The following is a 24,093-nucleotide window of genomic DNA, read 5'->3' as shown; positions in this document are numbered from 1 at the left end:
GTCAATCTCCCCAATTGCCGATGTCTGCCCCATGACCTTCGCCACCGGACACACCGTCAGCGCCAAAGGAATACAGGTCATAGCCGCCATCGAGCGAGTTCACCCCGGGGTTGAGGTACTGATACGGCGTTCCCCAAGGGTCCACCGGCACACTTTTGAGATAACCCTGCGGACTCCAGTTTCTCGCTACCGGAGCACCCAGCGGCCGCTTGACCAACGCTTCCAGCCCTTGCTGGGTGGTGGGGTAGCTGAAGTTGTCGAGGCGGTACATTTCAAGGCTGGTGGAGATCGCCAGAATGTCGGTGCGGGCTGCGGTGACCTTGGCCTGATCGGGCCGGCTCATGAACTGCGGCACGACGATGGCGCCCAGCACACCGATGATGACCACCACTACCATGATTTCGATCAGGGTAAAGCCACGCTGACGCTTGGCTGAAGTAATACGGACAGGATTCATCGATCAACTCACCAGTTGGTTCAGGCTAAGAATGGGTAAAAGAATGGCCATGACGATCAGCAGCACGACGCCGCCCATCAGCACCAACATGACCGGCTCGAATAGGCTCACAACCAGCGCGATGCGCGCTGCCAGGGTCTTTTCCTGCTGCTCGGCGGCCCGCGCCAGCATGCTGTCGAGTTCACCGGCACGCTCGCCACTGGCAATCATGTGCAACATCATCGGCGGTATATCGCCGCCTTGTTCCAGGCCATGGGTCAGGGTGCCGCCCTCACGTACCGAACGCGCAACATCGCGCATGCGCGTGCGAATCGTCAGGTTGCCAATGACGGCGGCGGCGATTTCCAGGGCATCGACCAACGGCACCGCGCTCTTGCCGAGGATCGCCAGGGTGCTGGCAAAACGCGCCGCCTCCATGGCCCGCAACACACCACCCAACAACGGCAAACGCAACACCAGTGCGTGCCAGCGCGCACGTAGGGGTGGCTGAACCAAGGCCCAACGCCCCAGGAATACCAACACAGACAACAGCCCCAACAGAATCAGGCCATGACGACGCAGACCGTCGCTGAGCAGAATCATGCCCCGGGTCAGCAGCGGTAACGGCTGACCGCTGTCGACGAAAATCTTCACCACATCCGGCACCACATAGCCGAGCAGAAAACCGACGATAGCCAGCGAAGCGACCATCAGAATCATCGGGTAAACCAGCGCCAGCTGAATTCGCTGGCGCGACGCCTGACGGGCCTCCGTGTAGGCCGCCAACTGTTCAAGCACATGCCCCAGATGCCCGGAGCGCTCGCCCGCCGCGACGGTGGCGCGAAACAGTTCGGGGAACGCCCGGGGAAATCCACCCAGTGCCACCGCCAATGCATAACCTTCCATCACCCGCGCCCGGACCGCTGAGAGCAAGGCGTTGACCTTGCGCTTTTCGCTCTGCGCCGCAACGGCCCGCAAGGCCTCTTCAAGGGGCAGACCGGCCTGGATCAGCGTGGATAACTGCAACGTCAGCAGCGCCAGTTCACCGGAGCTCAGCTTCACGGCATTCGCAAAAATCCCCGCCCGAGTGCCCTGATATTTCGCCTCGCCGACATGACTGGGTAACAAACCCCGTTCACGCAGCAGTTGCCGGGCATGCCGTGGGCTGTCGGCCTCCAGCACACCTCGGGACTGACGGCCACTGCGGTCCTGGGCACGGTATTCGAATCCGGGCACCGGCTAGTCCTCCTGGCTGACGCGCAGCAATTCATCGAGACTGGTGACACCCTCAAGCACCAGCCGCTGACCGTCCTGGAACAGGCTGTGCGACAGCGTCCGCGCCTCGTCGGCCAACGCCTGTTCACTGGCGCCCTGATGAACCAGCGCGGACAGCGTCGGGCTCATGCTGATCAATTCATACATACCGACCCGGCCCCGGTAGCCTTGTTGACATCGGGCGCATCCGTTGGCCTTGAATAGCCGCACAGTACGGTCGCCGGCAATGCCCAGGCTCTGGAAGTCGACGGCATCGGCTTCATAGGCGTGCTTGCAGTGTGGACAGAGGGTTCGCAACAAACGTTGGGCGAGCACACCGATCAGCGACGACGCCAGCAAGTAGGCGTCGACACCCATGTCCAGCAGCCGGGTGACCGCGCCGACTGCACTGTTGGTGTGCAAGGTCGATAACACCAGGTGTCCGGTCAACGACGCCTGCACGGCAATTTCGGCGGTTTCCCGATCCCGGATTTCACCGACCATCACTACATCCGGGTCCTGGCGCAGAATCGCCCGCAGGCCCCGGGCGAACGTCATCTCGACCTTTGGATTGACCGGTGTCTGGCCAATCCCCGGCAAGTGATACTCGATCGGATCCTCCACCGTGAGAATATTGCGCGTCTGGTCGTTGAGACTGGCCAGCGCCGCATACAGGCTGGTGGTCTTCCCGGAGCCGGTGGGACCGGTCACCAGGAAAATCCCGTGGGGCCTGCCAAGAATCCGCTGAAAGCGTGCCAGGGTGCCGGGCGGCATGCCCAGGCGCTGCAAGTCGAGGCGTCCGGCTTGTTTGTCGAGCAGTCGCAACACCACTCGCTCGCCATGCGCTGACGGCAGAGTCGAGACCCGCACATCCACCTCATGCCCGGCCAGGCGTAGCGCAATGCGACCGTCCTGCGGCACGCGCTTTTCAGCGATATCGAGGCGAGCCATGACCTTGATCCGTGACACCAGCAAATTGGCCAACTCACGCCGGGGTCTGAGCACCTCACGCAATTGCCCATCCACCCGCATCCGCACCAACAGGTACTGCTCGAAGGTTTCCAGGTGAACATCCGAGGCTTTTTCGCGCACCGCCTCACTGAGCAACGCATTGATCAGCCGGATGATCGGCGCGTCACCGTCCTGTTCGAGCAGGTCGGCAGTCTGCGGAAGCTGATCGGCCAGGCTCAACAGATCGAGTTCTTCGTCCAGCCCTTGGGCGACCTGTTCGGCGGCGCTTTGACCTACGCCGTAAGCGCTCGCCAGCCGTGTCGCGAACATCGCAGGTTCAAGGACCTGAACAGGTAGATCGCGCCCCGTCACACGCCGAACTTCCGCCAGTGCGGTCAACGGCGTATCGCTGCGGATCGACAGGCTCAACGCCTCGCCCGAACCTTCCAGCAACACCCCCAAGCGCCGGGCGAAACCGAATGGCAGCTGCTCGCTGTAACCCGTCAGACTCGTCATGGGGCGCGGCGCTCACGCGCCTCGTCGAACAGCTGATGCGGATCATCAGGCAGTAACAACGAATGGTTCTGGCGAGCCGTCGGCTGACTCAGATCCCGCAGGGCCTTGTAGCGGTCCTCGCTGATTTCGGCGATATCCTGCCGGGTGCGCACGATGGTCGGGCGCAAAAAAACCATCAGGTTACTTTTAGTCTGGGTGTCTTTCGTCCAGCGAAACAGCGCACCGAGATAAGGAATGCTGCGCAACACCGGCACCCCGCTTTCCTGGGTCCGAACGCTGTCCTTGATGAGGCCGCCGATCACGATGATTTCGCCATCGTTGGCGAGGATCGTGCTTTTGAGGGCACGCTTGTTGGTAATCAGGTCGGAGGAATCCACACCGGACACCGAAGGCGCAATGTCGGAGATCTCCTGTTCGACCTCCAGACGCAGGATCGAACCTTCGTTGATGTGCGGGCGAATCTTCAGGCTGATCCCGACATCCTTGCGCTCAACCGTGGTGAAGGGGTTGTCTGCACCACTGCTGTTGGTGGCGTAGGAGCCGGTCTTGAACGGTACGTTCTGGCCGACGATGATTTCCGCTTCCTGGTTGTCCAGGGTCAACAGGCTCGGCGTCGACAGCAGGTTGCTGCGGCTGTTACTGGCCAGAGCTGAAATCAGTGCGCCAAAATTGCCGCCACCGAGCCGCAGCAATGAACCTTCCGGGGCCGGGTTCTTGTCGTCGAAATTGAACCCGCCAAGCACCGGAACCCCGGTCCCCGGAAAGTTGATAATCCCTTTCGCGCCTCCACTGTCCAGCCCCCACTGCACACCGAGCGCTTCGACGATGTCACCGGAAATTTCCACGATGGCCGCGTGAATCAGCACCTGGGCACGCGGTTGATCCAGTTCACGAACGATGTTCTCCAACGTCCGCAATTGCGCCGGATCAGCGAATATCACCAGTGCATTCTGGCGTTCGTCGGCCTTTACCATGACCGGCGTGGCCGCCATCGGTTCTTTTGAACCGGGGCTACTCGACTGTGGCTTGAACCCCTGCCCCAGTGCATCCAGCACCTCGGCCAACTGCTTGGCATCGCTGTGGTGCAAACGGATCACCCGGGCGTTATCGAGTTTGGTCGTCGCCGGAATGTCCAGCGAGCCGGCTAACCGGACCAGGCGCTCGCGCGCTACCGACGGCCCGACAACCACCAGGCGATTGGCCCTCGGGTCGGCAATCACCAGGCTCCCGGCCTCTGCTCCCGACTTGCCCAGTGACGCCTCCATCACCTTGGCGATATCGGCCGCCAGACCATGGCGTAGCGTGACAATGGTATGAGCATTTTTCGTCCCGGAATCGAGTTGACGTACCACTTGCCCAATCCGCCGAACATTGCTCGCGGTATCGGTGACCACCAGCGCGTTGGCCGAGACCGACGGACCCACATAGCCATTGGTCGACACCAGAGGCCTGACAAGACCGGCCAGGTCAGCAGCCGAGCTGGCGCCGAGGGCGATAACCTCGGTCACGAACTGTCCATCGCGAGATGTTCGCGGGTCCCCCTGACTGGCACGGGTCCTGGCTTCGGCAACCGGTGTGATGAGTATTCGGTCGCCTTGATCGATCACCGTGAAGTTGTGAGCATCGAGCACCGAATAGAACAACCGTCGAACGCCCTCGCGATCCAGCGCTTGTCCGGACATGACCGTGATTCGCCCTTGAACCCTGGGGTCGAGGATCACGGTCGTGTCCAGAATCGACGACATTTCGGCAACGATGTCCCTTAGTTCAGCGTTGTTCATCGCCAGTTGCCAACGCTGTTCTTCAGCCACTACCCAACCCGGGAGCAGCAGGACTGCAATGCCCAGGGCGCGCAGCAGTGCGCCGTAGGTGCGAAAACAATTCGAGCGGTTCATTCAGTGACTCTTTGGCAAATCAGCGGTTGGCCGAAAGTGAATAAGGGCAGGTGCGGGATCGGATCGGGTGTCGGCAGGTTTGATCGTCAACAAGGTGCGCTCGGTAGTGGGTTGCAGGGCCAGCAACTCCTCGCGACCTTTGCGCCACAGCACCACCCTGGACACTTCAACCCGCCGCAGCACACTGCCGCCGGGCAAGCTGTCGCCGACCTGATACAAACGTTCACCGTCAGCACCCGCCAGCAACGCCCGCGAAAGCCCGGTGCTGGAGACAAAACTGGCGCGCAAGGTCAGCGGTTCAGCACTGCGCAGTGTTGCCGTTTGCGTGGCCAGCCCCATCACCGTCGCGATAGCGTCAGGGTTGAATTCAGGCATCGGTTGCGTATCCGGTGGCAGCCGTACCGGCCGCTCGGATAGCACAAGCCATTCATCACGCAACGTCTGTTCGCTGGCGAACAGGTAAACGCCGTACACCATCGGCAATACCCACAGGATGGCCCCGAGCAGCGTCGGCCAGCCTGTGGACATGGCCGTGAATAAAGAGTCCAGCGTCAATGGCTTGCCCATTCAGCGGCGAAACCACATGTTTACAAGCACACGGCGTCCCGATACTTCATGTTTGATGACCGCGGTAATGTGCAAGGCAATCAACACTGCCAGTACGAGACACGCCCAAATATGAATAGTCAGAAACAGTAGAATCCAGTAAGGGTCTTCCAGCGGTTGAGGAATAGAAAAGAGATCAAAAATATTAATGGCACGGTCCATCATGAGCACACCCGTCACCAACACCACACTAACGACCAGATAAATAAGCCGATGCACGCATAACGCCAACACCTCGTTGACCGTCCGATATCGTCCAGTATCAGAACGACGCCCACTCGAAGAAAGATAAACTCTTAAAGCGAAAAAAGGCAAAAATACGGTTGTCAACGACACATTAACAAAGGCCACCCATTCCTTGACCGACACGTCCACTTCAAACAGCGACACATAAAAACCACTGGCCAGTGCCCAGATAATAATGACAGCAGAAAGCCAGTGCAGAAATTTTTGCAACTTCGTATACGATGAAGTTTTCATTTAAACGCACTCACCCAATAACATTGAGAGCACACCACTCCGGGCAATCAACAATCAGGATTACCCGGGGTGGTGTCAGATCAACTTATTTTTGATCCCAGGCCATCGTCCAGTCACTGCCGTAACCCGGCTCGAAACCTTGTGCCGTTTCACTGTATTGCATGCAGTAACCCGAATAAGGGAATGGTTTGCACTCATAAACCAAGCCGTTTTTAGGCTGCAGCACCTTGGTCCCCGCGGTGTATTGACGAACATTATTCGGGAACTCGAAGTCGTGCTCCTGCGCACCGCCCTCGCCGGTGAATTGGGTTTCCTCGAAGGCTTGGCGAGTGGTACGACCGTCTTCCGTGGTGCCCACCAGCTTCACGCCATGCTTGCCAGGTGCAGAACGTACATCGACACTCAGTACAGTGTTGCTCTGTGCCGCCACCTGTTGCCGGGTGAAACCCACTTGCTTGTTGCTGTCATCGAAAATGGTCGCTTCGATGATCATCGTGCGGTTGTTGACGATCGGGACCGCGACCTTGCCAACGCCTTTCACCAGTTCATGCTCTGGCGCCAGGCCACCAAACTCCATGCGAGCGCCGGTATCCTCCTGCATGTCCAGCGCCACTTCATAACGGGTGATGCTGCTTTCTTTCCGGGCGTACAGCTTGTTCACGCCTTTGACCGGCTCGATATTGCCTTGCTCATCGCGAATGCCGGCTTTTATCAACGTCTGGGTCTTGTTGATCTGCTCGGCCAACTTGAACGACCAGTTCTCCGGTTTGCCTTCATCAGCGTTATCGACGGTGATCTCGACACTGTACTGCGCGCTTTCACCGCTATGGGTAAAGGCGCGGGCCTTGACCTTGTCCCCGCCAATCAGGGTGGTTGCAGGGGTGATGGCGCCAACGGAGTTCCAGCCGCCAGGCAATGCGGCCTCGGCAAGAATGTTGACGTCAACGACGTTGTGGAACGCCGCAGCGGTATCACCAACAGTCCAGATACCCAGAATCACATGGTGTCCGGTCTTGTCATCCGGAATCACGCAAGCGTGTTTGTCCCCGGAAACCGGCAGAACATTACCGCCGTCGACAAAACAAAACGGCGTGGTATCGAAAGAAGCGCGTTTGAGCGGCTCATTCGGGTTCCAGCCGTTTTTGGTAATGAAGTACTCATGCTTGGTGGCAGGATGAGCGGCGGTGTATTTCCAATCGAAATCGAGCGAACGGTCCTTGATTTCAGTCAAATGCCAACGAGTGGCGGACTGAGCATCGACCGCGGAAAACATTGCAATACCGCCACTGGCGATCTTGCCGTCAATCGGGCCTTGACCCGGAGCGCCACCCACACCGTTCGGGAAACCTTTGAAAGTTTCACCCACACTTTGCGGTTCGTACTGTGCGCCGCCACAGTCTTTGTTCAGACCTTTCTGGCAAAGAAAGGCACGGGAGGGAGGTTCATTCAAATAGCCATGAGCGGCAACATGTTGTGAAGACAATAATGCTGCCAACAGCGTCAGCGAGGAAGCACACCCTGTTAATGCACCTCCTTTGAAAATAGTGTTTTTCATATTATTAGTTCCAACTAAATCATTAAAAATCGCTTGCAAGCCCACATCAACTCGACGGAAACTTACAAATCTTTATCGCTTCCCTACACCTCCAACATTTCCCCCGAGCTTATGCAAGCATCCTGTAAAAACAATATTACTGAACGCCAGCAACTAACGCTTGCACAGCAGTAATGCTACGGTAATTTTTATAACATGCTTGCCATACAGGCCGCGCTGGAAAAGTTGAGAACTGCACTTTACCGCCAGAGACTTTTATTCTATGTAGGATAAGTCTAATAATCAGGCAGGGAATATCGGCAATCCAACTAATCACACAAGAAAGGTAATATCGCCTTACATAGAGGCGAGATACTTCTTAAGGATTCAGCGCGTAAAGGCTGCACAAAAGTAAACAACTCGCACATCCGCCGCCAAAGAAAAACGTCAATATGACAGGCAAGCAAACGCCAGCAGCCAGGACGGTCTGAAGAAGTGAGTATGGATTATCGAGGGCGCAAAACCTGCCTGGCGCTGAAGCCAGGCAGGTTGCTATGAATTACTGATGGTATTGCGCTGAAAGCTCATGCACCGCACGCAGGAAGGCGCCGGCGTGTTCCGGGTCGACTTCCGGGGTGATGCCGTGGCCGAGGTTGAACACGTGGCCGCTGCCTTTGCCGTAGCTGGCGAGGATGCGGCCAACTTCAGCGCGAATGGCTTCCGGTTTTGCGTAGAGTACGGTCGGGTCCATGTTCCCTTGCAGGGCGACTTTGTTGCCGACGCGCTGGCGGGCTTCGCCAATGTCGCAGGTCCAGTCCAGGCCCAAGGCATCTGCACCGGCGTCGGCGATGCTTTCCAGCCACAGGCCGCCGTTTTTGGTGAACAGGATCACCGGCACTTTGCGGCCTTCGTGCTCGCGGATCAGGCCGCTGACGATTTTGCGCATGTAGGCCAGGGAGAACTCCTGGTACGCCGCTGCCGAGAGGTTACCGCCCCAGGTGTCGAAGATTTGCACCGCTTGCGCGCCGGCCATGATCTGGCCGTTGAGGTAGGAGGTGACCGACTGCGCGAGCTTATCCAGCAGCAGGTGCATGGCTTGCGGGTTGTCGTAGAGCATGGCCTTGGTCTTGCGGAAGTCTTTCGACGAGCCACCTTCGACCATGTAGGTGGCCAGGGTCCATGGGCTACCAGAGAAGCCGATCAGCGGCACACGGCCATTCAGCTCGCGGCGAATGGTGCTGACCGCGTCCATGACGTAGCCGAGGTCTTTGTGTGGGTCAGGAATTGGCAGGGCTTCGACGTCGGCCAGGGTGCTGACGACTTTCTTGAAACGCGGACCTTCGCCGGTTTCGAAGTACAGGCCTTGGCCCATGGCATCGGGAATGGTCAGGATGTCGGAGAAGAGGATCGCCGCATCCAGCTGTGGATAACGATCCAGAGGCTGCATTGTGACTTCGCAAGCGAACTCCGGGTTCATGCACAGGCTCATGAAATCACCGGCCTTGGCACGGCTGGCGCGGTATTCAGGCAGGTAGCGACCGGCCTGACGCATCATCCACACAGGGGTGACGTCTACGGGTTGCTTGAGCAGGGCGCGAAGGAAACGGTCGTTCTTCAGGGCAGTCATGTCGGCATCCGGAAAAAAAGTGCGGGCATTTTCTCAGAGCGCGACGCAAAAGGCACGGCAAGTGCCGAACCTTTTGTCTATCGGGTCAATTTGTCGCGGTGGAACCACCTCACGAGCCGACCTCTCCCCCGTAGGAGCAAAGCTTGCTCGCGATGCGGGCACCTCGGTCGACCTGATTACTGCGGTGATGCTATCGCGAGCAAGCTTTGCTCCCACGGGAACGCGGTTTACTCGCGATGAGGGTCAGACGCCCAGGTAATCCAGGATCCCTTCCGCCGCATTACGGCCTTCGAAGATCGCCGTCACCACCAGGTCAGAACCCCGCACCATGTCGCCACCGGCGAAGATTTTCGGGTTGCTGGTCTGGTGCTTGTACTGGCCCTGTTCCGGGGCCACAACGCGGCCCTGGCTGTCGGTCTGGATGCTGAACTGCTCGAACCACGAGGCCGGGCTCGGACGGAAACCGAAGGCGATGACCACGGCGTCGGCCGGGATGATCTCTTCGGAACCCGGGATCGGCTCGGGGCTGCGACGGCCACGGGCATCCGGTTCGCCGAGACGGGTCTCGACCACCTTCACGCCTTCAACCTTGTCCTCACCGACGATGGCGATTGGCTGACGGTTGTAGAGGAATTTCACGCCTTCTTCCTTGGCGTTCTTCACCTCTTTGCGCGAGCCCGGCATGTTCGCTTCGTCACGACGATAGGCACAGGTCACCGACTTGGCGCCCTGGCGGATCGAGGTGCGGTTGCAGTCCATCGCCGTGTCGCCGCCGCCCAGTACCACGACCTTCTTGCCCTTCATGTCGACGAAGTCTTCCGGCGACTTTTCAAAGCCCAGGTTGCGGTTGACGTTGGCAATCAGGAAGTCCAGCGCGTCATAGACGCCCGGCAGGTCCTCACCGGCAAAGCCGCCCTTCATGTAGGTGTAGGTGCCCATGCCCATGAACACGGCATCGTATTCTTCGAGCAGTTGCTCGATGCTCACGTCCTTGCCGATTTCAGTGTTCAGGCGGAACTCGATGCCCATGCCGGTGAAGACTTCGCGGCGATTGCTCAGCACGGTCTTTTCCAGCTTGAACTCGGGGATGCCGAAGGTCAGCAGACCGCCGATTTCCGGGTTCTTGTCGAACACCACCGGGGTCACGCCACCGCGTACCAGCACGTCGGCACAGCCCAGGCCAGCAGGGCCTGCACCGATCACCGCGACACGCTTGCCGGTCGGCTTGACCTTGGACATGTCCGGGCGCCAGCCCATGGCGAACGCGGTGTCGGTGATGTACTTCTCGACCGAACCGATGGTCACCGCGCCGAAGCCGTCGTTAAGGGTGCACGCACCCTCGCACAGACGGTCCTGCGGGCACACCCGGCCGCAAACTTCCGGCAGGGTGTTGGTCTGGTGCGACAGTTCGGCGGCGGCGAGGATGTTGCCCTCGGCCACCAGCTTCAGCCAGTTGGGAATGAAGTTGTGCACCGGGCACTTCCATTCGCAATACGGGTTACCGCAACCCAGGCAGCGGTGGGCCTGGTCGGCCGACTGCTGGGGTTTGAAGGGTTCGTAGATCTCCACGAACTCTTTCTTGCGTTGACGCAACAGTTTCTTCTTCGGATCCTTGCGCCCGACCTCGATGAACTGGAAGTCATTATTCAGACGTTCAGCCATTGTTAAAACCTCATCAAACTCTTCAGGCGCATATCACTGCGGGTTGGCACGGGTGCTGGAAAGCAACGATTTCAAGCTGGCAGCCTTAGGCTTGACCAACCAGAACCGACGCAAGTAGTCATCGAGGTTTTCAGCGAGGTTACGACCCCACTCGCTGTCGGCTTCCTCGACGTATTCGTTCAGCACGCGTTGCAGGTGGCTGCGATAGGCTTCCATCGCCTCACCGCTGATCCGCTGGATTTCCACCAGTTCGTGGTTGACCCGGTCAACGAAGGTGTTGTCCTGGTCGAGCACGTAGGCGAAACCGCCGGTCATGCCTGAGCCGAAGTTGTAACCGGTCTTGCCCAATACGCAGACGAAACCACCGGTCATGTACTCGCAGCAGTGATCGCCAGTGCCTTCCACCACGGTGTGAGCACCGGAGTTGCGCACCGCGAAACGCTCGCCCGCAGTACCGGCGGCGAACAGCTTGCCGCCCGTGGCGCCGTACAGGCAGGTGTTGCCGATAATGGCGCTGTCCTGAGTCTTGTAGACGCTGCCTTTTGGCGGAACGATGACCAGTTTGCCGCCGGTCATGCCTTTGCCGACATAGTCGTTGGCATCGCCTTCGAGGTACATGTTCAGGCCGCCGGCGTTCCATACGCCAAAGCTCTGACCGGCCGTCCCTTTGAAGCGGAAGGTGATCGGCGCATTGGCCATGCCCTGGTTGCCGTGTTTGCGAGCGATTTCACCGGAGATCCGCGCGCCGATCGAACGGTCGCAGTTGCAGATATCCAGAGCGAAGTCGGCGCCGCTCAGGTCGTTGATCGCCGAAGTGGCCATGTCGACCATCTTCTCGGCCAGCAGGCCTTTGTCGAACGGCGGGTTGCGGTCTACCTGACAGAACTGTGGCTTGTCTGCCGGGATGTGATCGCTGCCGAGCAACGGCGTCAGGTCCAGGTGTTGCTGCTTGGCGGTCTGACCTTCGAGGACTTCCAGCAGATCGGTACGACCGATCAGCTCTTCGAGGGAACGTACGCCCAGCTTCGCCAGCCACTCACGGGTTTCTTCGGCGACGTAGGTGAAGAAGTTCACCACCATGTCGACCGTACCGATGTAGTGGTCCTTGCGCAGTTTTTCGTTCTGAGTCGCCACGCCGGTGGCGCAGTTGTTCAGGTGGCAGATGCGCAGGTATTTGCAGCCCAGGGCAATCATTGGTGCGGTGCCGAAGCCGAAGCTTTCAGCGCCGAGGATCGCCGCCTTGATCACGTCGAGGCCGGTTTTCAGGCCGCCGTCAGTTTGCACCCGAACCTTGCCGCGCAAGTCGTTGCCGCGCAGGGTCTGGTGGGTTTCAGCCAGGCCGAGTTCCCACGGTGCGCCCGCGTACTTGATCGAGGTCAGCGGCGATGCGCCAGTACCGCCGTCGTAACCGGAAATGGTGATCAGGTCGGCATAGGCCTTGGCCACGCCAGCGGCGATGGTGCCAACGCCGGCTTCCGCTACCAGCTTCACCGAGACCAGGGCCTTCGGGTTGACTTGTTTCAGGTCGAAAATCAGCTGCGACAAGTCTTCGATCGAATAGATGTCGTGGTGCGGTGGTGGCGAAATCAGCGTCACGCCCGGCACTGCATAGCGCAGCTTGGCGATCAGGCCGTTGACCTTGCCGCCTGGCAGTTGACCGCCTTCGCCGGGCTTGGCGCCTTGCGCAACCTTGATCTGCAGCACTTCGGCGTTGACCAGGTATTCCGGGGTCACACCGAAACGGCCGGTGGCCACCTGCTTGATTTTCGAGCTCTTGATGGTGCCGTAACGCGCCGGGTCTTCGCCGCCTTCGCCGGAGTTGGAACGCGCGCCAAGGCGGTTCATGGCTTCGGCAAGGGCTTCGTGAGCTTCCGGCGACAATGCGCCGAGAGAGATGCCCGCGGAGTCGAAGCGTTTGAGCACCGATTCCAGTGGTTCGATTTCACTGATATCCAGCGGCGTCTCAAGGGTCTTGACCTTGAACAGGTCGCGGATCATCGACACCGGACGGTTGTCCACCAGCGCCGTGTATTCCTTGAACTTGCTGTAGTCGCCCTGCTGCACAGCGGCTTGCAGGGTGCTGACCACGTCCGGGTTGTACGCGTGATATTCGCCACCGTGGACGAACTTCAGCAAACCGCCCTGCTGGATTGGCTTGCGCGGGCTCCAGGCTTCGGCAGCCAAGGCCTTCTGCTCGGCTTCGATGTCGACGAACCGTGCGCCCTTGATGCGGCTCGGCACACCACGGAAGCTCAGGTCGCAGACTTCCTCGGACAGACCGATCGCTTCGAACAGTTGTGCTCCGCGATAGGAGGTGATGGTCGAGATGCCCATCTTCGAGAGGATCTTGAGCAAGCCTTTGGTGATGCCTTTGCGGTAGTTCTTGAACACCTCATAGAGGTCGCCCAGCACTTCACCGGTACGGATCAGGTCGCCCAGCACTTCGTAAGCCAGGAACGGATAAACCGCAGAAGCGCCGAAGCCAATCAGCACCGCGAAGTGATGCGGGTCGCGTGCGGTGGCGGTCTCGACCAGGATGTTGCTGTCGCAACGCAGGCCTTTCTCGGTCAGGCGATGGTGCACCGCGCCAGTGGCCAGCGAAGCGTGAACCGGCAGTTTGCCCGGGGCAATATGACGGTCGCTCAGCACGATCTGGGTACGCCCGGAACGCACGGCCTCTTCGGCCTGATCAGCGATGTTGCGCACCGCGGCTTCAAGGCCCAGCGCCTCGTCGTAGTTGAGGTCGATGATCTGGCGTTCGAAGCCTGGACGATCGAGGTTCATCAGCGAGCGCCACTTGGCCGGGGAAACGACCGGCGAGCTGAGGATCACCCGCGAGGCATGTTCCGGCGACTCCTGGAAGATGTTGCGCTCGGCACCGAGGCAGACTTCCAACGACATGACGATGGCTTCACGCAGCGGGTCGATCGGCGGGTTGGTGACCTGCGCGAACTGCTGGCGGAAATAGTCGTACGGCGTGCGCACACGCTGGGACAACACTGCCATTGGCGTGTCGTCGCCCATGGAGCCAACGGCTTCATAGCCTTGTTCGCCGAGCGGACGCAGCACCTGATCACGTTCTTCGAACGTGACCTGATACATCTTCATGTATTGCTTGAGCTGGTCAACGTCATAGAACGCCGAACCGTGGTCGTTGTCTTCCATGGTCGCCTGGATGCGCAGGGCATTCTTGCGCAGCCATTGCTTATATGGATGACGGGACTTCAAACGGTTGTCGATGGCATCGGTGTCGAGGATCTGACCGGTTTCGGTGTCCACGGCGAAGATCTGACCCGGGCCAACGCGGCCCTTGGCGATCACGTCTTCAGGCTGGTAGTTCCAGACACCGATTTCCGAGGCCAGCGTAATGAAGCCGTTTTTGGTGGTGACCCAACGCGCCGGACGCAGACCGTTACGGTCGAGCAGGCACACCGCGTAACGACCGTCGGTCATTACCACGCCGGCCGGGCCATCCCACGGTTCCATGTGCATCGAGTTGTATTCGTAGAATGCACGCAGATCCGGGTCCATGGTCTCGACGTTCTGCCACGCAGGCGGAATGATCATCCGCACGCCACGGAACAAGTCGATGCCGCCGGTGACCATCAGCTCGAGCATGTTGTCCATGCTCGAGGAGTCGGAACCCACGCGATTGACCAGCGGGCCGAGTTCATCCAGATCCATCAGATCGTTGGTGAACTTGGTGCGACGAGCCTGGGCCCAGTTACGGTTACCGGTGATGGTGTTGATTTCACCGTTGTGTGCGAGGAAGCGGAACGGTTGAGCCAACGGCCATTTCGGCAGGGTGTTGGTGGAGAAGCGCTGGTGGAACACGCAGATCGCGGTTTGCAGGCGCTGGTCGCTGAGGTCTGGATAGAAGGCGGTCAGGTCCGCCGGCATCATCAGGCCTTTGTAAATGATGGTCTTGTGCGAAAAGCTGCAGACGTAGTGGTCGAGGTCGGCGGCGTTGGCCACGGACGAGCGACGACGGGACGTGAACAGTTTGACGGCCATGTCCTGATCGCTCAGGCCCGCACCGCCGATGAACACTTGTTCGATCTGCGGCAGGCGCTCGAGCGCCAGACGGCCGAGAACGCTGGTGTCGATCGGCACTTTGCGCCAACCCACCAGTTGCAGGCCGGCAGCCAGGATCTCGCGGTTCATGTTCTCGCGAGCCGCTTCGGCTTTTACCGGGTCCTGGTTGAAGAACACCATACCCACGGCGTATTGCTTGGGCAGTTCAATACCAAACGTTTCCTGGGCGATGGCACGCAGGAACACGTCGGGCTTTTGCATCAGCAGACCGCAACCGTCGCCGGTTTTGCCGTCAGCGTTGATCCCACCGCGGTGGGTCATGCAGGTCAGGGCCTCAATGGCCGTTTGCAACAGGGTATGACTGGGTTCGCCCTGCATATGGGCTATCAGGCCGAAACCGCAGTTATCCTTGAACTCATCTGGTTGGTACAGACCTGCTTTCATAGACACTTTCTCACCAGGCTGCCTCTTATCGAGACAAATTTCTTTTCAATTCAGCCAGTTACCTTCCACGCCGAACGTACGCCAGCTTTGCGGGGGCAAAAGGGAGGTCATTGTACACACCGACACAGAGGCTCACAAATTTGACGACGAAATGTCGCAAATCTATGTCGCATTTGTGAAAGGTTTAAAGCGATATGCTGTGCTAGTCAAAACATTTTTAATGTTGACCGCAACGACTCAAAGACTACTGTGACGCAGACGCCACAAGGCACGCGGCTTTGACAGCCACATGCGCTTGCAGAAATTTTGAGGTGCCGGGAGAGGCGGCCTGGGTAAGGCCGCCGAATCTTCAGCGAGCTGTTGCCAGTTCTTGTTGGACGCTGGCGACAGAGCGAGGCCAAGGTTTACCAGCCTGAACCTTCGCTGGCAAGGCCTTGATGGCGGTAACGGCTGCATCGCGGTTGGCGAAGCTACCGTAAGTGATGACGTAAAGCGGCTTGCCGTTGAGGACTTTCTTGAAATAGCGGTACTCGCCGCCCTGCTCCTTGACGAAGTTTTGCGCCGCGGCTTCAGAGCTGGTGCCGAGGATTTGCACCACATAGTTGCCCGGCGCCTGACCTGCGTACCAGGTGCCACCGGTTGCGGCTTTGGCGACGGTCGCCGGTTTCTCGACCGGTTTCTCGACAGGCTTGGCAACTGGGGTTGGCTTGGCCACTGGAGCCGGTTTGGCCGCAGGTGCCGGGGCTGGCTTGGCAGTTGCGACCTGAGTCGGCGCTGGCGTTGGCTTGGCCGCAGGCGCTGGTGCAGGGGCTGGCGTCGGACCGGCCGGAATACCGGCTGGCGGCGCAGTGGTGGTCACGGTAGGCGGTTTGGCGCTGGAGCCTTCGACTGGCACGCCGTCGTCGCCTTCAGTGATACCGCCCGCAGCTTCCGCCAATGGGCCGCGCATAACCGGCTGCGATTGTCCGACCAGCGGCAATGGCATCGGCTGGGTATTACCGGCGAACTCGACCGACGGAGCACCACCATTCGGTTTCGGTGTGCCCAGTGGCAATTGCGCCTGCTCATTGGCAGGCGCGCCGGTGGCTGGTGCCTTGCTGCGACCCGGCATCAACCAGGCGGCGGCCACCGCGACCACGACTACGGCAGATATCGCCAATACGTGTTTCTTCGGCATGTTGAACCCCATACTTGGACGCTTGACCGCTGAGCGGCTAGCAATCATGGCTTCGATCATCGCATCGCGGGCGACCTGATTGATGTTTCCAGGCCATCCATCGGAGCTTTCGTGTATCTCAGAGATCTGATTCGCAGAGAAAAGTTCGATTCCCTGACCGGCGCCTTCGAGTCGCTGGGCCAGGTATTCGCGGGTTTCTTCTTCGGCGTAAGGTTGCAGTTCGATGACGTGGAAGCGCTCTTCCTCGGTGCTCAGTTGCTCAAGTTCGGCAATCAGCGACGACTCACCAAACAGGAACACGTGCGGACGACCTTCCGGCGCACCCGCCGCCAACGCCAGTAGCGCTTCAAGGGCGGACTCGTCTAGCTGCTCGGCGTCATCGACCAGCAAATAGACTTCCTGACCGGTCAGTGCGAGCTGCACCACTTGCTTGAGAATCGCGCCGACTTCAGCCTGGGCAACGTTCAGCGCCTGAGCCACCTGACGCAACACACCTGCCGCATCACCGGCGCCACGGGCGGAAACCACCACGCTCTGCACCGACTGCTTGTTGGTGCTGGCTACCAGCGCCTGACGCAACAGGGTCTTGCCACTACCTTGCGGGCCGGTAACCACCAGCAACAACTGGCTGTAACGGGCCAGGTGATGCAGTTGCCCCAGCACGGGCTTGCGCTGGGCAGGGAAGAACTTGAAGCCAGGCACCCGTGGAGCGAAAGGGTCGTGACTCAACTGGTAATGGCCGAGGAACGCCTCGTCGGCATGCAAACTAGTCATCGGGATCTTATTAACCTTTAAGCTGAGCCAGGGCGCGGTAATCCGCTCCCAGCGTGGCCTGTAAAACCTCTTTCGGATAATCGTCGGTCACTACGGCTTCGCCCATGCGGCGCAACAACACCAGTCGCAAACGACCGTCGATTACTTTCTTGTCAATTGCCATGTGTTCGAGAAAATCGGCTTCGGTCATCACTGAAGGCGGGATGACCGGCAACCCGGCCCGCTGGAACAGGCGAATGCCGCGATCACGCTCCTGGTCGCTGATCCAGCCCAGGCGCGAAGACATTTCCAAGGCCATTACAGTGCCAGCAGCCACCGCTTCACCATGTAGCCAGACACCATAGCCCATGTGGGTTTCGATGGCGTGGCCGAAGGTATGGCCCAAATTGAGCGTAGCGCGCACCCCAGACTCGCGTTCGTCGGCACCGACCACAGCAGCCTTGGCCGCGCAGGAGCGTTCGATAGCGTAGGTCAGGGCCGTTTGATCCAGTGCCCGCAACCGATCGACGTTGTCTTCGAGCCAGGTGAGGAACGGCTCATCGCAGATCAACCCGTATTTGATGACTTCCGCCAGACCCGCCGACAACTCGCGAGCCGGCAAGGTATTGAGCGTTGCGGTATCGATCAACACGACGTTCGGTTGATAGAAGGCGCCAATCATGTTTTTGCCCAACGGGTGGTTGATGCCGGTCTTGCCGCCCACCGAAGAGTCGACTTGCGACAGCAAGGTGGTCGGAACCTGGATGAAATCGACACCACGTTGGTAACAGGCAGCGGCAAAACCGGCCATGTCGCCTATCACACCGCCGCCCAAGGCGATCACGGTGGTGCGGCGGTCATGGCGAGCGGTGAGCAGGCCGTCAAAGATGGTTTGCAGGGTTTCCCAGTTCTTGAAGGCTTCACCGTCAGGCAGAACCACGGAGATCACCGAAAACTGTGCAAGGCTGCGGGTCAGACGCTCTAGATACAGCGGCGCAACGGTCTCGTTGGAGATGATCGCGACTTGCCGCCCGGCGATATGCGGCGCCAGCAGTTCGGGCTGATCCAGCAACCCCTCGCCAATATGGATCGGGTAGCTTCGCTCGCCTAAATCGACCTTAAGTGTCTGCATGTGTCCCCACAGTGAAGTTGGAATCAGGTGTCCGGCCTTACATTATCGACTGACAACATCTGCGTGTGTGACGCTGCCCATCCGTCATGCGCCACACCTTCGAACGGTCATGACCGGAGCCGAGGATAGCGCATTTCGTCCTGCGCATTAACGGGGAGGCAGCTGCTGCAAGCGCTCCAGGATGTCCAGGACCACCATCCGCGGCGGCCGCTCATCGGTTTCCACCACCAGGTCGGCGATCTCCCGATACAGCGGATCGCGTAATGCCAGCAGATCACGGAGGGTTTTTGCCGGATCGGCGGTGCGCAGCAGAGGACGATTGCGATCGCGCGCGGTGCGCCCGACCTGCTGCTCGACGGACGCATGCAGATACACCACACGCCCGCCAGCGTGCAGCGCCCGACGATTGGCTTCGCGCATCACTGCGCCACCACCCGTCGCCAGCACCACGCCATCAAGCGCGCACAGCTCGGCGATCATCGCCTGCTCGCGGTCGCGAAAGCCGGGCTCGCCTTCTTTGTCGAAGATCCACGGGATATTGGCGCCCGTGCGCAATTCAATTTCCTTATCGGAATCCTTGAACGGCAGGCGCAGCTCTTTGGCCAACAAGCGACCGATGGTGCTTTTTCCAGCACCCATCGGCCCAACAAGAATCAAATTTCGCACAGAATCAATGACTCACAGCAATCGCCTGGTTATTCATGATACGCGGAGTGAGAAATACCAGCAGCTCGGATTTTTTCTCCGACACCACGTCACGCCGGAAAAGGCGGCCAAGATACGGCACATCACCGAGAAATGGCACCTTATCTACAACCTTGCTCTGAGTATTTGAGAAAACCCCACCAATGACGATGGTTTCGCCATCGTTGACCAGTACTTTGGCATTGACCTCGTTCTTCTTGATCGGCGGCACATCCTGCACTTTGTTCAGGTAGTCCGGCTCATCCTTGGTGACCTTGACCTCCATGATGATGCGGTTATCCGGGGTGATCTGTGGCGTTACCTCCAGAGACAGCGAGGCCTCCTTGAACGCCACCGATGTCGCGCCGCTGGAGCTGGCTTCCTGATAGGGGATTTCCGTACCCTTGAGGATCTTCGCGGTTTCCTTGTCGGAGGTGACCACTTTGGGTTGAGAGACGATTTCCCCGTTACCGGTCTTCTCCATGGCCGTCAGCTCAAGGTCCAGCAACACGTTATCGGTGATGAAGGCGATGCCGATCCCCGATGTATTCCCTGCCGCGCCCATATCGACGAACGGCGAGTTGGTACTGGTGCTGCCCGGCGTACCAATGGTCGATGAGGCGTTGGCCCCGTTGCTGACCCCGGAGGCATTCCAGTTACCCTTGTTGCGGACCGAGCCGCCCCAACGCACGCCGAGACTTTTGTCGTAGTCGACGTTGGCTTCGACGATCCGCGCCTCGATCATCACCTGGCGTACCGGAATATCCAGCTGAGCGACGATTCGCCGTAGCTCATCCAGGCGATCCTGGGTCTGGTAGGCGATGATATTGTTGGTTCGCTCGTCGACAGTGATCGAACCACGCTCGTCGACTTTCGCCTCGGCGCTGGTCACCGACTGGAACAGCTTGGCGATATCCGCCGCCTTGGCGTAGTTGACCTGCAACAGCTCACGGCGCAGTGGCGCCAGCTCGGCGATCTGTTTGCGCGACTCCAGCTCCTGGCGCTCGCGGGCGGCAATCTCATCTGCCGGCGCTACCAGCAAGACGTTACCGATCTTGCGCTTGTCCAACCCTTTGGTCTTGAGCACCAGATCCAGCGCCTGATCCCACGGCACGTTTTGCAGGCGCAAGGTGATGCCGCCCTGCACCGTGTCGCTGGCCACCAGGTTGAGGTTGGTAAAGTCAGCGATCAGTTGCAGTACCGAGCGCACATCGATGTCCTGAAAATTCAACGACAGCTTCTCACCGCTGTAGGCGAAACGATCTGCGTTGCGCTTCTGCAGATCGTCGACAGTCATCGGGCGGACACTGACGGTCAGCTTGTTGTCGGTCTGGTAGGTCGAATAGTCGTATGTACCACTGGGCTCGATGCTGATGCTCGCTTTATCGGCAGACGCACTGGCGTTGACGAACTGCACCGGCGTGGCGAAATCCTTGACGTCCAGGCGAACCCGCAACCGTTCGGGCAACTGGGTTTTGGCGAAGGTGAGAATGATCTTGCCGTCACGCTCCTGGATGTCCGGGCTGATACCGGGGTCTGATAAATCAATGACGACATTGCCTTCACCCTGCGCACCGCGCTGAAAGTCCACGCCGCGAATGGCCTTGCTCACGGGAGCATAAGTCTTGGCGGCCACTGGCATGGCGCTCGCCACTCGCGGTGCCGCGGATCGGGGTTTCTGAGCGGCAGCAGCCTGCCCAACCACCACGAACAGCGTATTGCCCTCGACTCGCGTGCTGTAAGGCGTCAACTGCGTCAGGTTGATGATCAAACGGGTGCGGTCCTTGGCCTCGACCACTGTCGCACTGCGAGCGTTGCCGCCTCCCAGATCCCGCGTCTTGCTCGCCAGTTGGCTACTCACACCCGGCAGATCAAGGGCGATGCGTGCCGGCTGATCGGTGGTATAGCCATGAGGCGCGGGCGGTGGCCCGTCGAAAGCCAGTTTCAACTCGATGCGATCACCCGGCAGCGCGGCGACATCCAGCGCTTTGAGATTGGCTGCCTGCACCATCGGAGAAAGCAGCGCCATCCATAGCGAAAAACCGAGGGTTGAGAAGATCCTGTTCATTATACGAGTTCCACTATGAGTGCTCTTTCAAAGGAATAGTCCGCGCTCGCTCCAGCCAGGCACCTTGGCCATCGGGAACGATTTCGACCACATCGACTTGCGAGTCGCTGATGGCCACGATCCGGCCATCGTTGCGCCCCAGGTAGTCACCGACCTTCAGCCGATGCACCCCACCGGCACCGCGCAGCAGCGCAAAGGCGCCGGACGCATTGGAAATAGTGCCGACCATTTCAAACTGCTCGATGTTGAAACCTTCAAGGTATTGCTTGACCCGGTTCGGATCGGGCTTGACGTTGCGTGCCCCCGGTTTTCGACCTGCAAGGTCGACCCTGATCTGCGGTGAAAACGGACTGCGCAACGACGCAGCACTGTAAGTGAATGTCTCGTAGGACCTGAACGTCGGCACCGGCTCGATCTTGCCGGGCGGGTGCAGACGCACCTCGTTCATGTAGGCGTCCAGATCGCTGAAGTCGTTACCGTTGCCACAACCGGCAAGCCCTCCCAGCAGCACAGCCAGCGAAAACCATCGGGCCGCGTTCATTTCTGCAGCCCCTTGTCGTTGTAGCGGTAAGTCTTGGCCAGGATGTTCATGCGCAGTTTCGCGCCGCTGCCCGGAACAACCGGCTCGACGTTGAAATCGTGCAGGGTGACGATCCGCGGGAGGTTGGCGACGCCACTGACGAAGGTCGCCAGGTCATGGTAGGCGCCAGTGACAGTGATCTGGATCGGTAACTCGATGTAGAACTGCTGGGTGACTTCCGGCAGCAGCTTGATCTCTTCAAACTCCAGCCCGCTGCCCAATCCGGTGCGAGTGATATCTTCCAGCAGACCGGGCACCTCGGTATCGCCGGGTAACTGCCGCAGGAGCACGCCGAAGGAGGTTTCCATTGCTTTCATCTGCTCGATGTAGCGCTCCAGATTGGCCGCCATGTGCGCCTTGCTCGCGAACTGCTCCTTGAGGGTGGCTTCCCCGGCGCGGGCCTGCTCAAGCTGATCTTCAAGATCCTTGAGGTAAAAGCTGTAACCCAGCGCCAGCACCAGCACGATCAGCAGCCCGCTGGCCAGGCCTTTGATCGCCGTGGGCCAGGAGCCTATGTTGTTCAGGTCCAGGTCGTTGATATCGACCTTGCGCAACCCCTCGAACCATTGGGACGGGCTCATTTCGCGTCCTCCGCTGCGGCCGGTTGAGACTGACGAACGGTCAACTGAAACACGTTGGCCTGATCCAGCGCGCCGGCCGTGGTCGCTTTGACCTCGGTCAGGTTCGGCGACTCGAACCGGTCGGAGGCATCGAGGTTGCGCAACAACTCCGAGACGCGATTGTTCGACTCTGCCGCCCCGCTGATGGACAGCGTTTTATCAACCAGCTTCACGTCGGTGAAATACACCCCGTCCGGCAGCCTGCGCGCCAGTTGATCGAAAATACGTGCGCTGACCGATCGATTGCCTTGCAAGTCCTGGATGATCCGCATCCGCTCCACGAGTTGCCGACGACGGGTTTTCAGATCGCTGATCTGCTTGATCCGGTCATCCAGCACGGCGATCTGTTTGCCGACGTAATCGTTGCGGGCGACCTGTCGATCAATCGCACTGCTGATGGCGTGATCACCCAGCAAAATTACCCCGACCGCCGCCACCAGCGCGCCGGCCAACCCCAACAGGAAGCGCTTGCGACGCTCCTCACGCAGCTCTTCGCGCCAAGGGAGAAGATTGATCCGCGCCATCAGTCGAAACTCCTCAGCGCCAGGCCGCAGGCAATCATCAGCGCCGGCGCATCACTGGCCAGGGCACTGGCGTTGACCTTGCTGCTCAACGTCATGTCCGCAAACGGATTGGCCACCTGCGTCGGCGTGCCCAGGCGCTGCTCGATCAGTCGATCCAGCCCGGTGACCGAGGCTGTGCCACCGGCCAGCAGGATGTAGTCGATCGCGTTGTACTGACCTGAGGCGAAAAAGAACTGCAACGATCGCGAAACCTGCTGCACCAGCGCCTCGCGGAACGGCTGCAGGACTTCGCTGACGTAGTCTTCAGGCAAGCCACCCTGTTTTTTTGCAAGACCGGCCTGTTCAACCGTCATGCCATAGCGGCGCTGGATTTCCTCCGTCAACTGACGACCGCCGAACAACTGCTCGCGGGTGTAGATGATTCGGCCGTTGGACAGCACGCTCAAGGTGGTCATGGTGGCGCCGATGTCGACCACGGCTACCGTCGAGCGCTCGGTCACGCCGGCCAACTGTGCCGTCAGCAAGCCGAATGAACGCTCCAGCGCGTACGCCTCGACATCGACGACCCGTGCGGTCAGGCCGGCAAGGGCCAGCGCGGCTTCGCGAACTTCGACGTTTTCCTTGCGACAGGCCGCCAGCAATACGTCGACCCGCTCGGGATTACGCCGGGAGGCGCCCTGCACTTCAAAATCGATGGCGACTTCTTCGAGGGGATAGGGGATGTACTGGTCAGCTTCAATCTTCAGCTGATTTTCCATTTCATCGGGGGAAAGCCCGGCGTCCATTTCGATGATCTTGGTGATGACCGCCGATCCGGCAACCGCCACCGCGACACTCTTGACGCTGGTTTTGGCCTTGAGCAACACCCGGGACAACGCCTGCCCGACACCTTCGAGTTCGGCGATATTTTTCTCGACCACGGCGTTGGTCGGCAGCGGCTCTACCGCGTAGGCTTCGACCCGGTATCGATTGCCTGCACGGCTTAGCTCGAGAAGCTTCACCGAAGTGGAGCTGATATCGATCCCCAAAAGCGTGCGGCTTTTTTTATTGAAGAGTCCCAGCACTTGCAATTCCCTATGACTATCCGTGAGTTACGGACTCTTTATGATTCATTG

At 59.5% G+C, this 24,093-nt stretch carries 18 protein-coding genes; all 18 read right to left on the bottom strand.

Annotated features, from left to right (window positions below; all coding sequences use genetic code 11):
* Position 1 precedes the first annotated feature (1 nt).
* Positions 2-457: a type II secretion system major pseudopilin GspG gene (gene gspG, locus AO353_RS12560; RefSeq protein WP_054595243.1), complete on the bottom strand. Its 456-nt coding sequence runs from the start codon at positions 455-457 to the stop codon at positions 2-4.
* A 3-nt stretch (positions 458-460) separates the two neighbouring features.
* A complete protein-coding gene (gene gspF / locus AO353_RS12555; RefSeq protein WP_054595242.1) occupies positions 461-1,672 on the bottom strand; it encodes a type II secretion system inner membrane protein GspF in 1,212 nt (403 codons plus the stop codon).
* 3 nt (positions 1,673-1,675) lie between these two features.
* Complete coding sequence (gspE, locus tag AO353_RS12550; RefSeq protein ID WP_054595241.1) at positions 1,676-3,157, bottom strand: type II secretion system ATPase GspE; 1,482 nt, start codon at positions 3,155-3,157, stop codon at positions 1,676-1,678.
* Positions 3,154-5,052: a type II secretion system secretin GspD gene (gene gspD, locus AO353_RS12545; protein WP_054595240.1), complete on the bottom strand. Its 1,899-nt coding sequence runs from the start codon at positions 5,050-5,052 to the stop codon at positions 3,154-3,156. The genes gspE and gspD overlap by 4 nt, the downstream gene beginning before the upstream one ends.
* Positions 5,053-5,619: a type II secretion system protein N gene (locus AO353_RS12540; protein ID WP_237142980.1), complete on the bottom strand. Its 567-nt coding sequence runs from the start codon at positions 5,617-5,619 to the stop codon at positions 5,053-5,055. It lies immediately after the preceding gene.
* Positions 5,620-6,138: a cytochrome b gene (locus AO353_RS12535; protein ID WP_054595239.1), complete on the bottom strand. Its 519-nt coding sequence runs from the start codon at positions 6,136-6,138 to the stop codon at positions 5,620-5,622.
* 85 nt (positions 6,139-6,223) lie between these two features.
* The gene (gene gbpA, locus AO353_RS12530) at positions 6,224-7,693 is read right to left on the bottom strand and encodes an N-acetylglucosamine-binding protein GbpA (protein WP_054595238.1); all 1,470 of its coding nucleotides are present in this window, start codon (positions 7,691-7,693) and stop codon (positions 6,224-6,226) included.
* A 538-nt stretch (positions 7,694-8,231) separates the two neighbouring features.
* Positions 8,232-9,299 carry a uroporphyrinogen decarboxylase gene (hemE, locus tag AO353_RS12525; protein ID WP_054595237.1) on the bottom strand — a complete coding sequence of 356 codons (1,068 nt, stop codon included), beginning with the start codon at positions 9,297-9,299 and terminating at the stop codon, positions 8,232-8,234.
* Positions 9,300-9,542: 243 nt separating this feature from the next.
* A complete protein-coding gene (locus AO353_RS12520) occupies positions 9,543-10,961 on the bottom strand; it encodes an FAD-dependent oxidoreductase (protein ID WP_054595236.1) in 1,419 nt (472 codons plus the stop codon).
* A gap of 33 nt (positions 10,962-10,994) precedes the next feature.
* A complete protein-coding gene (gltB, locus tag AO353_RS12515; RefSeq protein ID WP_054595235.1) occupies positions 10,995-15,440 on the bottom strand; it encodes a glutamate synthase large subunit in 4,446 nt (1,481 codons plus the stop codon).
* 349 nt (positions 15,441-15,789) lie between these two features.
* Positions 15,790-17,391: an AAA family ATPase gene (locus AO353_RS12510; protein WP_054595234.1), complete on the bottom strand. Its 1,602-nt coding sequence runs from the start codon at positions 17,389-17,391 to the stop codon at positions 15,790-15,792.
* A gap of 10 nt (positions 17,392-17,401) precedes the next feature.
* On the bottom strand, positions 17,402-18,502 hold the full coding sequence (gene aroB / locus AO353_RS12505) for a 3-dehydroquinate synthase (protein ID WP_054595233.1): 1,101 nt from the start codon (positions 18,500-18,502) through the stop codon (positions 17,402-17,404).
* 147 nt (positions 18,503-18,649) lie between these two features.
* Entirely contained in the window at positions 18,650-19,168 is a 519-nt protein-coding gene (gene aroK, locus AO353_RS12500) for a shikimate kinase AroK (RefSeq protein WP_054595232.1), read from the bottom strand.
* A 4-nt stretch (positions 19,169-19,172) separates the two neighbouring features.
* Positions 19,173-21,254, bottom strand: a complete 2,082-nt coding sequence (gene pilQ, locus AO353_RS12495) for a type IV pilus secretin PilQ (protein WP_054595231.1) — start codon at positions 21,252-21,254, stop codon at positions 19,173-19,175.
* Positions 21,255-21,267: 13 nt separating this feature from the next.
* Positions 21,268-21,795 (bottom strand): pilus assembly protein PilP, encoded by a 528-nt coding sequence (locus tag AO353_RS12490; RefSeq protein ID WP_054595230.1) that lies wholly within the window; start codon positions 21,793-21,795, stop codon positions 21,268-21,270.
* Positions 21,792-22,415, bottom strand: coding sequence for a type 4a pilus biogenesis protein PilO (gene pilO, locus AO353_RS12485; RefSeq protein ID WP_054595229.1), 624 nt, complete (start codon positions 22,413-22,415; stop codon positions 21,792-21,794). The genes AO353_RS12490 and pilO overlap by 4 nt, the downstream gene beginning before the upstream one ends.
* The gene (locus AO353_RS12480; protein WP_054595228.1) at positions 22,412-22,978 is read right to left on the bottom strand and encodes a PilN domain-containing protein; all 567 of its coding nucleotides are present in this window, start codon (positions 22,976-22,978) and stop codon (positions 22,412-22,414) included. The genes pilO and AO353_RS12480 overlap by 4 nt, the downstream gene beginning before the upstream one ends.
* Complete coding sequence (locus AO353_RS12475; protein ID WP_054595227.1) at positions 22,978-24,042, bottom strand: pilus assembly protein PilM; 1,065 nt, start codon at positions 24,040-24,042, stop codon at positions 22,978-22,980. Before AO353_RS12475 ends, AO353_RS12480 begins: the two co-directional genes overlap by 1 nt.
* Positions 24,043-24,093 lie beyond the last annotated feature (51 nt).

It is taken from the genome of Pseudomonas fluorescens (assembly GCF_001307155.1).
Taxonomy (GTDB): Bacteria; Pseudomonadota; Gammaproteobacteria; order Pseudomonadales; family Pseudomonadaceae; genus Aquipseudomonas; species Aquipseudomonas helvetica.
The sequence above is the reverse complement of the archived record's forward strand: the minus strand, read 5'-3'. Positions and strand labels throughout refer to the sequence as shown.

Coding starts and splice junctions, on each gene's coding strand:
- AO353_RS12535 (WP_054595239.1), bottom strand. CDS start 6,138: ATGAAAACTTCATCGTATACGAAGTTGCAAAAATTTCTGCACTGGCTT.
- AO353_RS12510 (WP_054595234.1), bottom strand. CDS start 17,391: ATGACTAGTTTGCATGCCGACGAGGCGTTCCTCGGCCATTACCAGTTG.
- aroB (WP_054595233.1), bottom strand. CDS start 18,502: ATGCAGACACTTAAGGTCGATTTAGGCGAGCGAAGCTACCCGATCCAT.
- AO353_RS12480 (WP_054595228.1), bottom strand. CDS start 22,978: ATGGCGCGGATCAATCTTCTCCCTTGGCGCGAAGAGCTGCGTGAGGAG.
- AO353_RS12520 (WP_054595236.1), bottom strand. CDS start 10,961: ATGGCTGAACGTCTGAATAATGACTTCCAGTTCATCGAGGTCGGGCGC.
- AO353_RS12490 (WP_054595230.1), bottom strand. CDS start 21,795: ATGAACGCGGCCCGATGGTTTTCGCTGGCTGTGCTGCTGGGAGGGCTT.
- gspE (WP_054595241.1), bottom strand. CDS start 3,157: ATGACGAGTCTGACGGGTTACAGCGAGCAGCTGCCATTCGGTTTCGCC.
- AO353_RS12540 (WP_237142980.1), bottom strand. CDS start 5,619: ATGGGCAAGCCATTGACGCTGGACTCTTTATTCACGGCCATGTCCACA.
- gspD (WP_054595240.1), bottom strand. CDS start 5,052: ATGAACCGCTCGAATTGTTTTCGCACCTACGGCGCACTGCTGCGCGCC.
- hemE (WP_054595237.1), bottom strand. CDS start 9,299: ATGACTGCCCTGAAGAACGACCGTTTCCTTCGCGCCCTGCTCAAGCAA.
- pilO (WP_054595229.1), bottom strand. CDS start 22,415: ATGAGCCCGTCCCAATGGTTCGAGGGGTTGCGCAAGGTCGATATCAAC.
- gbpA (WP_054595238.1), bottom strand. CDS start 7,693: ATGAAAAACACTATTTTCAAAGGAGGTGCATTAACAGGGTGTGCTTCC.
- pilQ (WP_054595231.1), bottom strand. CDS start 21,254: ATGAACAGGATCTTCTCAACCCTCGGTTTTTCGCTATGGATGGCGCTG.
- gspG (WP_054595243.1), bottom strand. CDS start 457: ATGAATCCTGTCCGTATTACTTCAGCCAAGCGTCAGCGTGGCTTTACC.
- gltB (WP_054595235.1), bottom strand. CDS start 15,440: ATGAAAGCAGGTCTGTACCAACCAGATGAGTTCAAGGATAACTGCGGT.